This is a genomic window from Actinomycetospora chiangmaiensis DSM 45062, from assembly GCF_000379625.1.
GTDB classification, from domain to species: domain Bacteria; phylum Actinomycetota; class Actinomycetes; order Mycobacteriales; family Pseudonocardiaceae; genus Actinomycetospora; species Actinomycetospora chiangmaiensis.
Window position 1 is genome coordinate 260,796 of sequence record NZ_KB903229.1, and the last position, 14,189, is coordinate 274,984.

The 14,189-nt window shown below is 74.5% G+C and carries 14 protein-coding genes; 5 read left to right on the forward strand and 9 right to left on the reverse strand.

The window, feature by feature from the left end; translation table 11 throughout:
• Nucleotides 1–33 precede the first annotated feature (33 nt).
• Nucleotides 34–504 (reverse strand): hotdog fold domain-containing protein, encoded by a 471-nt coding sequence (locus tag A3CO_RS0114685; protein WP_018333002.1) that lies wholly within the window; start codon nt 502–504, stop codon nt 34–36.
• A 64-nt stretch (nt 505–568) separates the two neighbouring features.
• Between A3CO_RS0114685 and A3CO_RS32345 the strand changes: the two genes are divergently transcribed.
• Together A3CO_RS32345 and A3CO_RS0114695 are read left to right on the forward strand one after the other, a co-directional pair.
• On the forward strand, nt 569–1,678 hold the full coding sequence (locus A3CO_RS32345) for a glycoside hydrolase family 27 protein (protein WP_018333003.1): 1,110 nt from the start codon (nt 569–571) through the stop codon (nt 1,676–1,678).
• 118 nt (nt 1,679–1,796) lie between these two features.
• Nucleotides 1,797–2,207 carry a hypothetical protein gene (locus A3CO_RS0114695; RefSeq protein WP_157647578.1) on the forward strand — a complete coding sequence of 137 codons (411 nt, stop codon included), beginning with the start codon at nt 1,797–1,799 and terminating at the stop codon, nt 2,205–2,207.
• Nucleotides 2,208–2,277: 70 nt separating this feature from the next.
• Here the strand turns inward: A3CO_RS0114695 and A3CO_RS0114700 are convergent, their stop codons facing one another.
• Nucleotides 2,278–3,342 (reverse strand): AraC family ligand binding domain-containing protein, encoded by a 1,065-nt coding sequence (locus A3CO_RS0114700; protein ID WP_018333005.1) that lies wholly within the window; start codon nt 3,340–3,342, stop codon nt 2,278–2,280.
• A gap of 76 nt (nt 3,343–3,418) precedes the next feature.
• Nucleotides 3,419–4,156, reverse strand: coding sequence for a class I SAM-dependent methyltransferase (locus tag A3CO_RS0114705; RefSeq protein ID WP_018333006.1), 738 nt, complete (start codon nt 4,154–4,156; stop codon nt 3,419–3,421).
• A 111-nt stretch (nt 4,157–4,267) separates the two neighbouring features.
• On the opposite strand from A3CO_RS0114705, the gene A3CO_RS0114710 reads away from it, so the two are divergent.
• The gene (locus A3CO_RS0114710) at nt 4,268–5,578 is read left to right on the forward strand and encodes an MFS transporter (protein WP_211214479.1); all 1,311 of its coding nucleotides are present in this window, start codon (nt 4,268–4,270) and stop codon (nt 5,576–5,578) included.
• Here the strand turns inward: A3CO_RS0114710 and A3CO_RS0114715 are convergent.
• Nucleotides 5,556–7,637, reverse strand: a complete 2,082-nt coding sequence (locus A3CO_RS0114715; protein ID WP_018333008.1) for an ArnT family glycosyltransferase — start codon at nt 7,635–7,637, stop codon at nt 5,556–5,558. The genes A3CO_RS0114710 and A3CO_RS0114715 overlap by 23 nt on opposite strands.
• A gap of 192 nt (nt 7,638–7,829) precedes the next feature.
• Here A3CO_RS0114715 and A3CO_RS32350 point away from each other — a divergent pair, with 192 nt between their 5' ends.
• Together A3CO_RS32350 and A3CO_RS0114725 are read left to right on the forward strand one after the other, a co-directional pair.
• Nucleotides 7,830–9,122: an LCP family protein gene (locus A3CO_RS32350; RefSeq protein WP_084681879.1), complete on the forward strand. Its 1,293-nt coding sequence runs from the start codon at nt 7,830–7,832 to the stop codon at nt 9,120–9,122.
• A gap of 67 nt (nt 9,123–9,189) precedes the next feature.
• The gene (locus A3CO_RS0114725) at nt 9,190–9,948 is read left to right on the forward strand and encodes a LamB/YcsF family protein (RefSeq protein WP_018333010.1); all 759 of its coding nucleotides are present in this window, start codon (nt 9,190–9,192) and stop codon (nt 9,946–9,948) included.
• On the opposite strand, the gene A3CO_RS0114730 is transcribed toward A3CO_RS0114725, so the two are convergent.
• From A3CO_RS0114730 to A3CO_RS32355, 5 genes are all read right to left on the reverse strand, one after another.
• On the reverse strand, nt 9,945–11,294 hold the full coding sequence (locus A3CO_RS0114730; RefSeq protein WP_018333011.1) for an acetyl-CoA carboxylase biotin carboxylase subunit: 1,350 nt from the start codon (nt 11,292–11,294) through the stop codon (nt 9,945–9,947). The genes A3CO_RS0114725 and A3CO_RS0114730 overlap by 4 nt on opposite strands.
• Nucleotides 11,291–11,530 carry an acetyl-CoA carboxylase gene (locus A3CO_RS0114735; protein WP_018333012.1) on the reverse strand — a complete coding sequence of 80 codons (240 nt, stop codon included), beginning with the start codon at nt 11,528–11,530 and terminating at the stop codon, nt 11,291–11,293. The genes A3CO_RS0114730 and A3CO_RS0114735 overlap by 4 nt, the downstream gene beginning before the upstream one ends.
• 24 nt (nt 11,531–11,554) lie before the next feature.
• Nucleotides 11,555–12,526, reverse strand: coding sequence for a 5-oxoprolinase subunit C family protein (locus A3CO_RS0114740; protein WP_018333013.1), 972 nt, complete (start codon nt 12,524–12,526; stop codon nt 11,555–11,557).
• Nucleotides 12,523–13,437 carry a 5-oxoprolinase subunit B family protein gene (locus A3CO_RS0114745; RefSeq protein WP_018333014.1) on the reverse strand — a complete coding sequence of 305 codons (915 nt, stop codon included), beginning with the start codon at nt 13,435–13,437 and terminating at the stop codon, nt 12,523–12,525. The genes A3CO_RS0114740 and A3CO_RS0114745 overlap by 4 nt, the downstream gene beginning before the upstream one ends.
• 70 nt (nt 13,438–13,507) lie before the next feature.
• Nucleotides 13,508–14,182, reverse strand: a complete 675-nt coding sequence (locus A3CO_RS32355) for a VC0807 family protein (RefSeq protein WP_157647580.1) — start codon at nt 14,180–14,182, stop codon at nt 13,508–13,510.
• Nucleotides 14,183–14,189: the final 7 nt, after the last annotated feature.

The window sequence follows — 14,189 nt, forward strand, 5'->3', positions numbered from 1 at the left end:
AGAGGGGCCGCTCCGATCTCCTGCCGCGGCCTCCTACCGCGGCGGACGCGGCGAGACGCGGAGCCGGATCGAGGCGTGCACGGCCTCGGCGCCGGCGTCGTCGCGGACCGCGACCTCGACGGTCACGTCCTCCTTGTCCGGGCCGAACGCGGGCGGGGTCGACCACTGCGCGTCCGCGGTGACCGAGGTCTTCGCGGTGGCGAGGTAGCGGACGTCCATGCCGATCGGGATCCACCGGTGGCTCGGCGGCACGGCGGCCTCGGCCAGCACGCCCATCGCGTACTCGGCGAGGTTGCAGGAGGCGATTGCGTGGACGGTGCCGAGGTGGTTGTGGACCAGCCACCACTTCGTCATGCGCACCCGGCTGTGCTTCTCGTCGAGCTCGCTGATGACGGGGGCCGCCGTCAGGAAGTACGGGGCGCGCAGCCAGACCGCGCCACTGACGAGCAGCCGGCCGGGCAACGAGCCGGAGAAGCGGTTCCAGGACGACAGGACGGCGCTCATGGGAGAGAAGCTACTCAGGAGTAACCGATGGTGCACACAGGTCGGCCCGGCAGGCTCGCACCCGATGCGGTCCCTCCTCGTGCTCCTCGCCGCGCTCCTGGTCCTCGGGGCGGCCGCCGACGCCCCGGCCGTGCCGGTCGCGGCCGTCTCCCTGGCCGCGCCGCCGATGGGCGTGAACAACTGGAACGCGACGGGCTGCACGGACGCCTTCGACGAGGACTGGGTGCACGCCCAGGCCGACGCCCTCGTGAGCACCGGGCTGCGCGACCGGGGCTACCGCTACGTGAACCTGGACGACTGCTGGGCCGCGCCGCAGCGCGACGCGGCCGGGCGCCTCGTGCCCGACCCGGTGCGTTTCCCGCACGGCATCGCCGCCCTCGCCGACTACGTGCACGCCCGCGGCCTGCGCCTCGGCCTCTACACCAGCGCCGGGACGATGACCTGCGACCCCCGCGGCTTCCCGGCCTCGCTCGGGCACGAGACCGCCGACGCCGCGTCGTTCGCCGCCTGGGGCGTCGACTACGTCAAGGAGGACGACTGCTTCACCGCGGGCACCGACGCGATCGCCCGCTACACGGCGATGGCGACCGCTCTGCGGGCCACGGGACGGCCGATCGTCCTCGCCGTCTGCGACAAGGGGAACTCCGCGCCCTGGGGCTGGGCGCCCGGCATCGCGCAGGTCTGGCGCACCACCCATGACGTGGCCGACGACTGGTCCTCGATCGCCGACATCGTCCGCCTCACCACCGCCGTGCCGTACGCGCGCGGGAACGACCCGGACATGCTCGAGGTGGGCAACCCGGGCACCACTCCGACCGAGCAGGCCACGCAGATGGCCGTGTGGTCGATGCTGGGGGCGCCGCTGCTGGCCGGCACAGACGTGGCGGCGGCGGCCCGGGACGACCCCGCCGCGCTGGCCCTGCTCGGCAACCGCGATCTCGTCGCGGTCGACCAGGACCCGGCGTGGTCGACCCCGTCGGTCCGCTGGGACGGCGACCGGCTCGTGCTGCGTCGGGCGCTCGCCGGCGGGCGCACCGCCGTCTCCGTCACGGACCTCGGGGAGGACCCGGTCGTGGTCCCGCCGGGGGTGTCCGGGCGCGATGTCGTGGCCGGTGGGCCGGTCGTCGCCGGGCAGGCGGTGGCGCCGCACGCGACCGTCGTCGTCCTCGGGTGATTCCGGTGAGCGGAACATTTGACACTCCGCTGGCGCACAACGATGGTTATGGAACATGTGGACGGGGCACGTCCACGGGGTGCAGCGGCATGGCGCCGCGGACCCGAAGGAGCCCCCGATGCCCTCGACACCCCGCCCCGAGCCGGTCGTAGTCCCCGGTCTCCCGCTGCGCGAGTGCTCGCCGGCCGCCCTCGCGGAGCGGCTCCTGCCGATCCTGCGCGAGCTGCCCTTCCCCGCACGCCGCTGGCAGATCCTCACCGCGGGCGACCTCTACGGCTGCGACAACGTGACCCGCGAGCTCCTGGGCCGGGTCCCGGAGGCGGACTACGCGAGCGTCTCCGACGTGCTGGGCGTCCTCGCCGCGGTGCTCACCGGCCGTCCGCTGCCGGTCACCCCGACGATGCGCGGCCCGGTCCCGGCCGGCCGGGCCGCCCGCCCGGGCGCCGTCCCGGTCCGCGCCGAGGGCCCCGCCCGCGTGCCGCACCGTGCCCTCGCCGCGCGCCGGCCGCGGATGCCGCGTCCGGCGTAGGTGCTTCGCCCGTGAGCACTTTCCGGGGCTATAGCGACGGAAAGTGCTCACGGGCGCGCAGCGCACACCCCTAGCTGTGGTTGCCGAACCGCTGGAAGCGGATGTCGTGGCTGCGCAGGTAGGTCTGCAGCCCGGCGTCCTGCACCGGGATCAGGTGCGCGTCCCGGCCTGACTCGTTGTGGTGGGAGTGCCACAGTCCGGGCGGGGTGACGAAGGCGCCGCCGGGCTCCCAGTCCACGCGCGTCGGGTTCTTCACCTCGCCGTTCTCGTCGAGCTCCCGCCCGAGCAGCGTGTAGCAGCCGGGCTCGCAGTCGAGGATGAGGTCGAGCGCGACCGACTGGTGCCGGTGCGGCTTCTGCACCTGGTCGTCGGGCAGCAGGCCGAACATCGCCCACAGGGTGTGGGTGATGGTCAGCGTCTGCTCCTCCTCGGCGTTCGCGAGCAGCACCGACACGCGGTTCTTCGCGCTCGCCCCGTCGGCCTCGGCGACCTTCGTCAGCTCCTCGACCGCCCGGCTGCGCGGGAAGATCGTCGGGCGGAAGCGCGGGCGGGTGGCGTCGGCGCCGAGGTAGCGCAGCAGCGGCTCGTCGTGCACCCAGTACATCGCCGCGTCGTCCTCGGCGTGGAAGGTCGCCGGGCTGTCGGCGGGCAGGGTGATGAAGTCGCCCTTCTGCCAGCGGATGAGCGAGGAGTTCACGACGGCGAAGCCGCGGCCGGTCATCACGTAGTAGAGCTGCGAGGTCGCGTTGACCTCGGTGTGCACCTTGTCGCCGGCACGGATCGAGACGAAGTGGGCGACCAGCCCGGGGCTGGTGGCGGGGCCGCTGGTGATCCCGAGGGGCTCGGAGAGGTCGAGCGGCGTGATCCGCGTCTGCCCGCCCTGCCACAGCTCGGGGCCGAACCGCTCCGCCGGGACCGCCGGCGTGTACCCGAGACCGACCGGGTCGGCCGCCTTCGTGTACTCGAAGTACCGGGTGTCGGCGGTCCAGTCCTCGAAGCGCCCCTCGAAGCCGTACTCGGCCACGTTGACCGGCTCGGCCGGCACGGTGGGGTCGACGGCGTCGAGGTCGATCGCGTCGAGATCGGCGCTGCGCGCCGGGGTGGTGGCGGAGTTGCTGGGCAGCGTGGCGGTCATGGCGGCTCCCGGTGTGCGCTCACCGAACGGTCGGTCTTCGGCGGCTACCCCGGGGCCGAGATCATATATGCGCCAACTAACGATGCGTCCATGCCCGCGCGACGGTTTCGAACGGCACGTCGACGGGATCCGGCCCGGCCACGAGGTCGTCGAGCCGTGCCCGGGCGGCGCGGAACACCTCCTGCTGCGCGGCCTCGTCGAGCTCCAGCACCCCGCTGTAGGTGCACACCATCCCGGCGATCTCGTCGCGGGTCATCGGCCGCGTCCAGCGCACGTGGACCGCCTCGGGGGTGTCGTCGACGAAGCCGTACCCGTCGGGCAGGGAGAAGGCGAAGCCCCGTCGGGAGAGCCGGGCGGACCCGTCGGCGGTCATGTTCCCGATCCCGCGCACCGTGGCCACCCAGTCCACGCTCGGGTCGGCGCGGCTCCACAGCAGCCCCAGCGTCCCGCCGGGCCGCAGCACCCGCGCGATCTCGGCCGTCGCGGCGTCGGCGTCGAACCAGTGCCAGGCCGACGACGCGACCACGGCGTCGACGCTGCCCGTCCCCAGCGGCAGGTGCTCGGCCGCACCGCGCACCCGCACGGCGCCGGTGAGCCGCGCGAGCATGCGCGCGTCGGGCTCCACCGCGATCACGACGGCGGGTGGGGCCGGGCGGGCGAGGATCGCGCGGGTCACGAGCCCGGTGCCGGCGGCGAGGTCGACCACGGTGCGGGCGTCCACGGGCAGCACGCGGTCCAGGGCCTCGGGGTGCGGACCGGGCCGCAGCCGGTCGTACTCGTCGGCGCGGCGGCCGAACGTCATCGCACGGGTCACCCCGGCGACGCTAGGCGCGCACGCCCACCCCGGAAATGCCCGGCGCCGGACGTCCCGTTCGTCCTAGCCTCGCGCCCGTGACTGTCGGGGGGTCGACCTAGCGTGCGGGGCGTGCGAGCGATCCGTCCCCTGCGGCACCCGGCCTACCGGTGGTTGGCCGGGAACCTGGCGTTCTCCGTGCTCGCCGAGGGGCTCTGGATCGTCGCCGGGGTGTGGCAGGTCATCGCCCTCGGAGGCGGTGCCACGCAGTTCTCGCTGGTGAGCGGTGCCCTGGCGCTCGGCGCGGTGCTCACGGCGCTGCTCGGCGGGGTCCTCGCCGACCGGCTGCCGCAGCGCCGCATCCTGCTCGTGGTCGCCGCGATGCAGGTCGGGGCGGTGGGGCTGGTCGCAGGGCTCTCGCTCGCCGGCTCGCTCGGGATGGTCGCGCTGGTCGCGGTGGCGGGCGTGGTCGGCGTGGCGGGCGGGCTGCTGTTCCCGGCCTACGCGGCGGCGGTGCCGCGACTCGTGCCCACCGAGGAGCTGCAGGCCGTCAATGGCCTGGAGAGCATGCTCCGGCCCGTCCTGCTCTCCGCCGTGGGGCCGGCGATCGCCGGGGCGGTGGTGGCCGCGGCCGGGCCCGGGGTCGCGCTCGTCGTGGTCGCGGGCACGTCGCTGGGCGCGCTCGGGTGTGCGTGGCGGCTGCCGTCGTTGCCGGTGCCCGGGCGCGACGGCGGCCGCGCGTCGGCCGTCGCCGACCTGCGCGAGGGCTTCCGCTACATGCTCGTGACGCGGTGGCTCCTCGTCACGCTGGTGTTCGCCTGCCTGATGATCCTCGTGGTGATCGGCCCCCTCGAGGTGCTCGTGCCGTTCGCGGTGAAGGACCGCGCCGGTGGTGGCCCGGGCGGGCACGCGCTGGTGCTGGCCGCCTACGGCGCCGGCGGAGTGGTCGGGTCATTCGCGGCGGGGTCGCTGCGGACGCCCCGGCGTTACCTCACGGCGATGATCGTCATGTGGTCCGTCGCGTCGGTCCCGCTCGCGGTGTTCGGCCTGGCGGCGAGCCTGTGGCCGATGGCGGTCGCGGCGTTCCTGGCGGGCGTGTTGTTCTCGGCACCGCAGGTGATCTGGGGGACGTTGCTGCAGCGACGGGTGCCGCCGGCCCTGCTCGGTCGGGTGTCGAGCCTGGACTTCTTCGTCTCGCTGGCTCTCATGCCCGTGTCGATGGCGCTCGCCGGGCCGATCAGTGCGGCGGTGGGGCTCGCGCCGGTGTTCCTCGTGGCGTCCGTCGTGCCGCTCCTCGTCGGCGCGGTCGCGTTGCTGGTCGGGCGCCTCGGCCCGGACGAGCTCGCCCACCCGCTCCACGGGCCCGGCCCGGCCACCTCGGGGGCGACCGGGCCGGACGTCACGCACGCCGCGGAGGAGGTCAGCTCGCGGTCGGCGAGGTGAGGTCGTACACGGTCTGCCCGCCGACGGTGGTGGCCGTGTAGTGCTCCTTCACCCACGTCGTGATCCGGGTGCCGACGGAGTCCGAGCCGCCCTGGCCGCCCATCCCACCGCCGCCGCCGGAGGCGACCAGGTAGTGCACCTCGCCGGCGGCGACCATGGCCTGGAACTGCGCGAGCGTGGGTGCCGCGTCGGAGCCGCTCCAGCCGCCGATCGCCATGACGGCCGTGCCGGAGGACAGCTCCAGCGAGGCCGCGCCCTGCGAGCCGACCACCGCTGCGGACCACGTGGTGCCGGCGGTGCGCAGCAGGCCGGTGAGCTCGGTGGAGGAGGTGGTCATGCCGCCGGGACCGCCCTGACCACCCTGACCGCCGCCCTGACCGCCCCGCTGAGCACCCCCGCCGTCGGGACGGGCGCCGGACGGCGGCTGACCGCCCTGACCGCCCTGACCGCCGGGTCCGCCCTGGCCGCCAGGTCCGCCGCCCATGCCGTCGGCGCTCGCCGGGCCGGCGGAGACGATCGAGCCGGAGTGCGTGGTCGCGGCGGTGTCCATCGCGTAGGCCACCGAGCCGCCCGCACCGGCCAGCACCGCACCGACGAGCAGCACCGGCATCGCGCGGCGGGCCCAGACGTGCCGGGTGACCGCGCCCGCCAGCAGCCCGAGGATCGCGACGATCCCCGCGACCGCCACGACCCAGCGCAGCCACGGCAGGAACTCCGGGGTGCGGCGCAGCAGCACGACGCTCCACGCCGTGGTCGCCGCCAAGGCCGCGACGAGGGTCAGGCGGGCCGTGAGCAGCTCGCGGCGGCGCCAGAGCAGTGCGCCACCGACGGCCAGCGTCCCGGCCAGACCGGGCGCCATCGCCACCGAGTAGTAGGCGTGCACCGTGCCGCTCATGAAGCTGAACACCAGTCCGTGCACCAGGAGCCACCCGCCCCAGAGCACGAGCGCCGCCCGGGTGCGGTCCGTGCGCCCGGCACGGCGGGTGACCCACAGGCCGGCCGCCAGCACGATCAGTGCGGCCGGCAGCAGCCAGCTGATCTGGCCGCCGAAGGACGCGTTGAACATCCTCGTGATGCCGGTCGAGCCGCCGAAGCCGGTGCTCGCGCCGCCCCCGCCCCCGCCGCCCCCGCCGCCGTTGCCCTCGCCGCCGAGGATCCGGCCCAGGCCGTTGTAGCCGAGTACGAGGTCGAGGAAGGAGTTGTCGGTCGAGCCGCCGATGTAGGGCCGGGAGTCGGTCGGCCACAGGTCGACCAGCAGGACGTACCAGCCGACCGAGACGATCATGGCGCCGAGACCGACGGCGAGCATCGCGAGGCGGCGGCGCCAGGTCACGGCGGCGGCGAGCACGATCACGCCGGCGAGGGCGGGGAGGACCAGCCAGGCTTGCAGCATCTTCGTCAGGAAGCCCAGGCCGAGCAGCGCGCCGGTGGCGGCCGTCCACGCGAGACCGGCCCGACGGTGGGCGACGTCGATCGCGCGGACCGCGGCGTAGGCGGCCGCGGTCATGCACAGCACGAGCAGGGCGTCGGGGTTGTCGAACCGGAACATCAGGACCGCGACCGGCGTCAGGGCCAGCACTGCGCCCGCGGTGAGCCCGGCCCCCGAGCCCGCCCATCGCCGCACGGCGGCGCGCAGCAGCGCCACCGACGCGACGCCCATGAGGGCCTGCGGCACCAGCATCGACCAGGGGTTGAAGCCGAAGAGGCGGCCGGACAGGCCCATGACCCACAGGGCGGCGGGCGGCTTGTCGACGGTGATGAAGTTCGAGGCGTCCAGCGACCCGAACAGCAGTGCCTTCCAGGACTGCGTGCCCGCCTGGACCGCCGCCGCGTAGAACTCGTTGGCGTCGCCGCTCGCGCCCAGGTCCCACAGGTAGAGCAGCGCGGTCCCGAGGAGCAGCACCAGGAGCAGGGGGCGTTCCCAGTGCGGTGCGCCTTCCGCGCCGCGCAGGAGGCGCTGCCACGGCCGGGCCGGGCGGGCGTGACGGGCCCCGGACCGCGCGTCCGCCGCCGGTCGGGGAGCGGGCCGGGGGACGGCGCGCAGGTGGGTCGTGGTCATGGTGTCGACCCTGGTGGCCCGGGATGTCCGGTTCCTGGGCCGACGTTGTGGGCCGACTGTGAGGGCCCGGGTCGGCCCGAGGGAGTCCTCGTCCCGGCCGGGCGATCACGCTCGGGTGGCGGGCGCATCACGAGGATCGGATACGTCCGATGTCACGGTGACGAAATCGTGCGCAATGGGAACCATGAACAGGTGAGCGGAACCACGAACGGGCGGCGGCGTGTGCGCGTGGCCGTGCGCAGCGTCGTGGTGGCCGTGTCGCTGGCCGTTCTCGCGGTCTCGGCCTTCGCCTGGGCCCAGGTGCGATATCTGGATCGATCCACGGCCTCGGCCTCGGTGATCCAGGCGCCGGTGCCCCCCGCCCTCGCCGCGGAGCAGAACATCCTGCTGCTCGGGGTCGACAGCCGGACCGACCCCCAGGGCAACCCGCTCCCGCCGGACCTGCTCGCCGCCCTGCACGCGGGCGACAGCACCGACGGCGGCGACACCGCCGACTCCATCACCGTGGTGCACATCCCGGCCGGCGGGGGACGGGCCACTGCCATCTCGATCCCGCGCGACTCCTACGTCCAGCTCGCGGACGGCTACGGCAAGCACAAGATCAACTCGGCGTACTCCCGGGCCGTCGCGTTCACGACCGACTCCCTCACCCAGGCCCCGGGCGGCGGCTCGGCCACCTCGCCGTTCGCGCCCGAGGCCTCCGCCGCGGCCTCGCCCGACAACCCGGCCGTCCGGCGCGCGGCGCTCGAGGCGGGCGCGCGGACGACGATCGCGTCCGTCCAGGCGCTCACCGGCCTGCCCATCACGCACTACGCGTCGGTCAACCTCGCGGGGTTCGCCGACGTCAGCCAGGCCCTCGGCGGGGTGCCGGTCTGTCTGCGGGCCCCCGTCGACGACCCCTACTCGGGGCTGCGGCTGCCCGCGGGCCCGCAGGAGGTGTCGGGCGCCGAGGCGCTCGCGTTCGTCCGGCAGCGTCACGGCCTCCCCGGCGGCGACCTCGACCGGATCACCCGGCAGCAGACGTTCCTCGCCAGTGCCACGCGACAGCTGCTCTCGGCCGGGACGCTCGCCAACCCCTTCACCCTCGACCGTCTCTCGTCGGTCCTCGCGCGGTCGGTCACGCTCGACGCCGACTGGAACGTCCTGTCCTTCGCCGGGCAGATGCAGGGCCTGTCGGCGGGCGCGGTCACCTTCCGCACCATCCCCACCGGGGCCACCGACCTGGCGACGCCCTCCGACGGGACCGCCGTCCAGGTCGACCCGGTCCAGGTCCGGCAGTTCGTCGACGACGCCGTCGCGGTCGACTCCGGGCGCCCGCTCCCCGTCCCGCAACCCGTCGGCTCGTCCGACGCCGCGCGGGCCCACGCCGCCGAGATCGGCGACGACTCCGCCGACCGGGCGACCGTCCCGACGCCGGGTGCGGTGAGCGCCCCCGCCCCGGTCACCCCGCCCATCACGGCCGCGGCGCCCGGCTGCATCAACTGACGTCTGGCGGCCGGGCCTCGGCCCTGGTGCGATGGTCGCCCGGTGACCGTTGAGCCCAGGAGGCGCCATGCTGACGCGGATCGACCTGAACGCCGACGCGGGAGAGAGCCTCGGCCTCTGGAAGCTGGGGCACGACACGGCGCTCATGGAGCACGTGACGTCGGTGAACGTCGCCTGCGGCTACCACGCGAGCGACCCGGTGACGATGCGCGAGGCCGTGCGCACGGCGGCCGCCACGGGCACGGCGATCGGCGCCCACCCGGGGCTGCCGGACCTCGTGGGGTTCGGGCGCCGCCGCATGGCCCTGCGGCCCGACGAGGCCGCGCAGATCGTCGTGTACCAGGTCGGCGCGCTGCAGGCGACGGCCGCGGTGGAGGGTGCCGAGGTGGTGCACGTGAAGCCGCACGGCGCGCTCTACGGCATGGCGCTCACGGACGACGCGATCACCACCGCGATCACCGAGGCCGTCCTGCGCCTGGACCCGGACCTCATGCTCTTCTGGCTCGCCGGGCCCACCGCCGACCTCGCCCGCTCCCTCGGCGCGACCGTGGCCCGCGAGGGATTCGCCGACCTCGAGTACGACGACGACGCGCGCATCATCGTGGAGCCCGCCCCGCTCGCGAAGGACCCGGCCGCCGTCGCGCAGCAGGCCGTGGACCTCCTCGAGGGCCACGTGACGTCCACGTCCGGCCGGCATCTCGACGTCGAGGTCGACACGATCTGCCTGCACGGCGACCGCCCGAACTCGCCGGACATCTGCGCGGCGATCGTCGCCCGGTTCGACGAGCTGGGGGTCGAGCGCGTCCCCGCGCTGCAGCTCGTCTAGCCGATCAGGCCCTCCAGGGTCGTGATGTCGTGGGTGCCGTCGACCAGCGCGGGCTCGTCGACGAGGCGTCGGTGCAGCCGCAGCGTCGTCGGGACGCCCACGACGCGGTACTCCGCGAGCGCGCGTCGGGCCCGCGCGAGGGCGGTCGCCCGGTCCGGCCCCCACACCGCGAGCTTCGCGACCATGGAGTCGTAGAACGGCGGGATCGCGTCACCGACGGCGAGCGCGGTGTCCACGCGCACACCCGGGCCCCCGGGCAGCTCGAGGGCGGTGATCTCGCCCGGGGTGGGCAGGAAGTCGTCGTCGGTGTCCTCGGCGTTGACCCGGAACTCGACGGCGCTCCCGCGGACCACGACGTCGTCCTGGGAGAACGAGAGCGGCCGCCCGCCGGCCACGAGCAGCTGCTCGACGACGAGGTCGACGCCGGTGACCAGCTCGGTCACCGGGTGCTCGACCTGGATGCGCGTGTTCATCTCGATGAAGAAGAACTCCCCGTCCTCGACGAGGAACTCCACCGTCCCGGCCCCGACGTAGCCGACCTCCCGCGCGAGGTCCACCGCCGCGGTGCACATCCGCTCCCGCAGCGTCGGCTCGAGGCCGGGGGCGGGCGCCTCCTCCACCAGTTTCTGCCGGCGGCGCTGCAGCGAGCAGTCCCGTTCGCCGACGTGCACCACCCCGCCGTGCCGGTCGGCGAGGACCTGCACCTCGACGTGCTTGGGTCGCTGCAGGGCCCGTTCGACGTAGACCGCGTCCGACCCGAACGCCGCGGCCGCCTCCCGGCGGGCCTCGTCGACGACGCGGCGCAGCTCGTCGTCGTCCGCGGCCGGGCGGATGCCGCGGCCCCCGCCTCCGGCGGACGCCTTGACCAGCACCGGGTAGCCGACCTCCTGCGCCGCGACGACGGCCTCGTCGGTGGAGCCCACCACCCCGCTGCCGGGCACCACCGGGACGCCGGCCGCCTCCGCCGTCGCACGCGCCGTCGCCTTGTCGCCCATCCGCGCGATCACCGCGGCGTCCGGCCCGACCCAGGTGAGCCCGGCGTCGGCGACGGCCCCGGCGAAGTCCGCGTTCTCGGACAGGAAGCCGTAGCCGGGATGCACCGCGTCCGCGCCGGACTCCCGCGCGGCCGCGAGCAGGGCCGCCACGTTCAGGTAGCTCCTCGTGGCCGACGACTTCCCGACGTGTACGGCGGCGTCGGCGTGCCGCACGTGCGCGGCGTCGGCGTCCGCGTCGGAGTACACCGCCACCGACCGCACCCCGAGGTCCCGGCAGGCCCGGACCACACGCAGCGCGATCTCGCCGCGGTTGGCGACGAGGACGGTCCGGAGGCCCTCGGACGGGCTCACGTGTCGAGCTCCACCAGCTCCTGGCCGATCGACACCTCGTCCTCGTCGGCCACGTGCCACGTCGCGACCGTTCCCGCGGCGTCCGCCTTCACCTCGCGGAAGGTCTTCATCACCTCGATCAGCCCGATCACGTCGCCCTCGGCCACCGTGGCCCCGTCGGCGACGTAGGGCTCGGCGTCGGGGGAGGGCTTCCGGTAGAAGACGCCGGGGGTCTTCGCGGTGATGGTGTGTGCCATGGGTGCTCCTCGGGCGCGGTCGGATCAGCTCAGGGCGGTGCGGATGCGGTCGAGCTGGGCGGCCCGGTCGCGGCGGATGGTCAGGGCCTCGTCGAGGTCGACCGAGACGAAGCGCGTGCGGTCCCCGGTCTTGGTCTGGGCGAGACGGTCGCGGTCCACGGAGACGACCGTGCCCAGCGTGGCGTAGCCCCCGCCGGTGACGGCGTCCTGCAGCAGGACGATCGGCTCCACCCCGCCGGGGACCTGCACCGAGCCGACGGGGTAGCCGCAGTCGGTGACGTTGGCCGGGTCACTGCCCGCCCCGAACGGCTGCTCGCGCGGGACGAACTCCAGCTCGGCGCCGCGGTAGCGGTACCCGACCCGGTTCGCGTCCGGGGTCACCTTCCACGCGGTGTCGGTGAACCGCTCCAGGCTGTCGGGGGTCAGCCGGTAGCTGTGCAGCCCCACGAGCAGCCGCAGCTCGGCGATCTCCGGGTAGGTCGGCACGTCGTCGTCGGCGAGGCGCCGCCCGGCCCGCGGCGCCACGGCGTCCTCGCCCGGGACGAGCTCGTCGCCCTCGGCGAGGCCGCGTCCGCCGAAGCCGCCCATCCCGACGAGCGTGTAGGTCGAGCGGCTCCCGTAGACGGTCGGGACGTCGATGCCGCCCGCGATCGCGACGTAGGGCCGCGCTCCGCCGGTCAGCTGCCCGAACGCGAGCGTCTGGCCCGCCCGGACCGCGACCGACTCCCAGAGCGGGATCGCCTCGCCGTCGAGGGTGGCCGGGATGTCGGCGCCGGTCACCGCGATGACGGTGTCGGTGGTGAACTCGAGCGTCGGCCCGAGGTACACCGCCTCGAGTCCGGCCGCCCCCGGAGCGTTCCCGACCAGCGCGTTGCCGACGTGGTAGGCGAACGAGTCCAGCGCCCCGGAGGGCGGGAAGCCGATGGCGTAGTGCCCGAAGCGGCCGGTGTCCTGCACGGTCGTCTCGAGGCCGGGGTCGCGCACGAGGATGCTCACGAGTACAGGGCCTCCAGCATCGCGGCGTTGGTGCCGTCGGGGTCGGCCAGGAAGCGGCTCGGGGAGAACTCGACGGGGGCGGTGCGGTAGCGCCACCGTTTCGCCGCGACCTGCTCGCGGACCTCGTCGTAGCCGGCCTCGTCGACCCGACGGAAGTTGATGACGTCGCCGTGGCGGAAGAACACCACCGAGTCGTTCTCCGCGAAGTCCGGCTGTTCCTGCGCCGCGTCGAAGATCGGGGCCGGGGCGGAGCCGAACAGCTGGTAGCCGCCGGCGCCCTTCACGGGGTAGATCACCGCGAAGGCTCCGCCGAACCCGAAGGCTCGCTCGGGGGTCTCGGTGCGGGGCCGGACGTACTTCGGCACCTCCACCTGACGTTCCCGGGGGACGAGTTGGAAGCACCAGGGCAGCCCGGGGACGAACCCCATCATCGTGACGAGGTAGGGCGAGCCGGCGAGGGCGTCGATGAACGCCTCGGTGGTGTCGTAGCCGTTGATCCGGGCGCCGTAGTCGAGGTCGGTGCCCTCCGGGTCCTGGTGCCGGTCCCGGAACTTCATGAGGACCTCGTGGGTCCAGGGGTCGTTCAGCATGATCGGCACGTCGACGATGCGCGTGGCGATGGTGAACGACGGGTCCGCGGAGGCCGCGTCGCCCACCTCGGACTCGATCCGCCTCAGCTCCCGCACCAGGTCGCGCGGGTGGATCCGGTCGGGGTCGACGCGCACCATGTACGACGCGTTCGACGGGCAGATCTCCTCGACGCCCGCGATCGCCTCCTGCGCGAGCCGCCGGGTGATCGCCAGCGCGGTGAAGTGCGCGGGGAGGCTCATCGCGGTGGAGACCTCGGCGTAGACGAACTCGTCGCCCCCGTGGTCGTAGCGGATGCCGGCCTCACCCGTCTCGACTGCCATCACGCCACCCTGGCGGTGGCGGCGGGCGTGCGCCAGACCCGTCGCGACGAGATCGGCATGTCGAGGCGGGTCACCCGGCGTGCCGCGCCCGGTCCGCCCGCCGCCGCGCCGTGCGGACCCACAGCCCGCCGGCCACGGACAGCGCGGCGATGACGCCGAGGGTCAGGAGCTGCGAGACCCCGACGGCGACGCTGATCGGCAGCGCCAGCACGATCGGGACGCGCACGACCGCTTCGAGCAGCAGGCCGACGCCCCACAGTGCGGTGATGCCGCGGATCGTGCGCCGGGCCCCGGGTGCGGTGGCGTAGAGGCGGCCCACCTCCTCGGCGCGGGCCGGGCTCGTGCTCTCCAGGGCCGCGAGGACCAGGGGCCGCCCGACGACCAGGCTGACGAGGAACCCCAGCCCGACGATCCCGGTGCCGACGGACTCCTTGAGGAGCATCAGCCGCGGGTCGCCGGTGATGAAGGAGGCCGCGAGCCCGACGGCGTAGACGGCCAGCATGAGGGCCGCGAAGGCGCTGACGCGGCGGGTCCGCACGGCGGTGACCGCGAGGCGTGCCCCCGCGGCCACGGTCGCGGCCAACAGGGCCGTCGAGTCTCCGACACCCAGCAGGTGCAGCCCGTAGTACGTGCCGACCGGCAGCCCGACGTCGAGCAGGAGACCGCGGAGCTGCCCCGTCCCCGACGTCGAGGTCGAGGTCGAGGACGGGGCTGCGGGCTTCGAGGAGATCGCCGTGATGCTCATGGCGACC

Bases quoted from the DNA above. Each gene is read 5' to 3' on its own strand.
- A3CO_RS0114685 (WP_018333002.1), bottom strand. From the start codon at position 504: ATGAGCGCCGTCCTGTCGTCCTGGAACCGCTTCTCCGGCTCGTTGCCC.
- A3CO_RS32345 (WP_018333003.1), top strand. From the start codon at position 569: ATGCGGTCCCTCCTCGTGCTCCTCGCCGCGCTCCTGGTCCTCGGGGCG.
- A3CO_RS0114695 (WP_157647578.1), top strand. From the start codon at position 1,797: ATGCCCTCGACACCCCGCCCCGAGCCGGTCGTAGTCCCCGGTCTCCCG.
- A3CO_RS0114700 (WP_018333005.1), bottom strand. From the start codon at position 3,342: ATGACCGCCACGCTGCCCAGCAACTCCGCCACCACCCCGGCGCGCAGC.
- A3CO_RS0114715 (WP_018333008.1), bottom strand. From the start codon at position 7,637: ATGACCACGACCCACCTGCGCGCCGTCCCCCGGCCCGCTCCCCGACCG.
- A3CO_RS0114725 (WP_018333010.1), top strand. From the start codon at position 9,190: ATGCTGACGCGGATCGACCTGAACGCCGACGCGGGAGAGAGCCTCGGC.
- A3CO_RS0114735 (WP_018333012.1), bottom strand. From the start codon at position 11,530: ATGGCACACACCATCACCGCGAAGACCCCCGGCGTCTTCTACCGGAAG.
- A3CO_RS0114745 (WP_018333014.1), bottom strand. From the start codon at position 13,437: ATGGCAGTCGAGACGGGTGAGGCCGGCATCCGCTACGACCACGGGGGC.
- A3CO_RS32355 (WP_157647580.1), bottom strand. From the start codon at position 14,182: ATGAGCATCACGGCGATCTCCTCGAAGCCCGCAGCCCCGTCCTCGACC.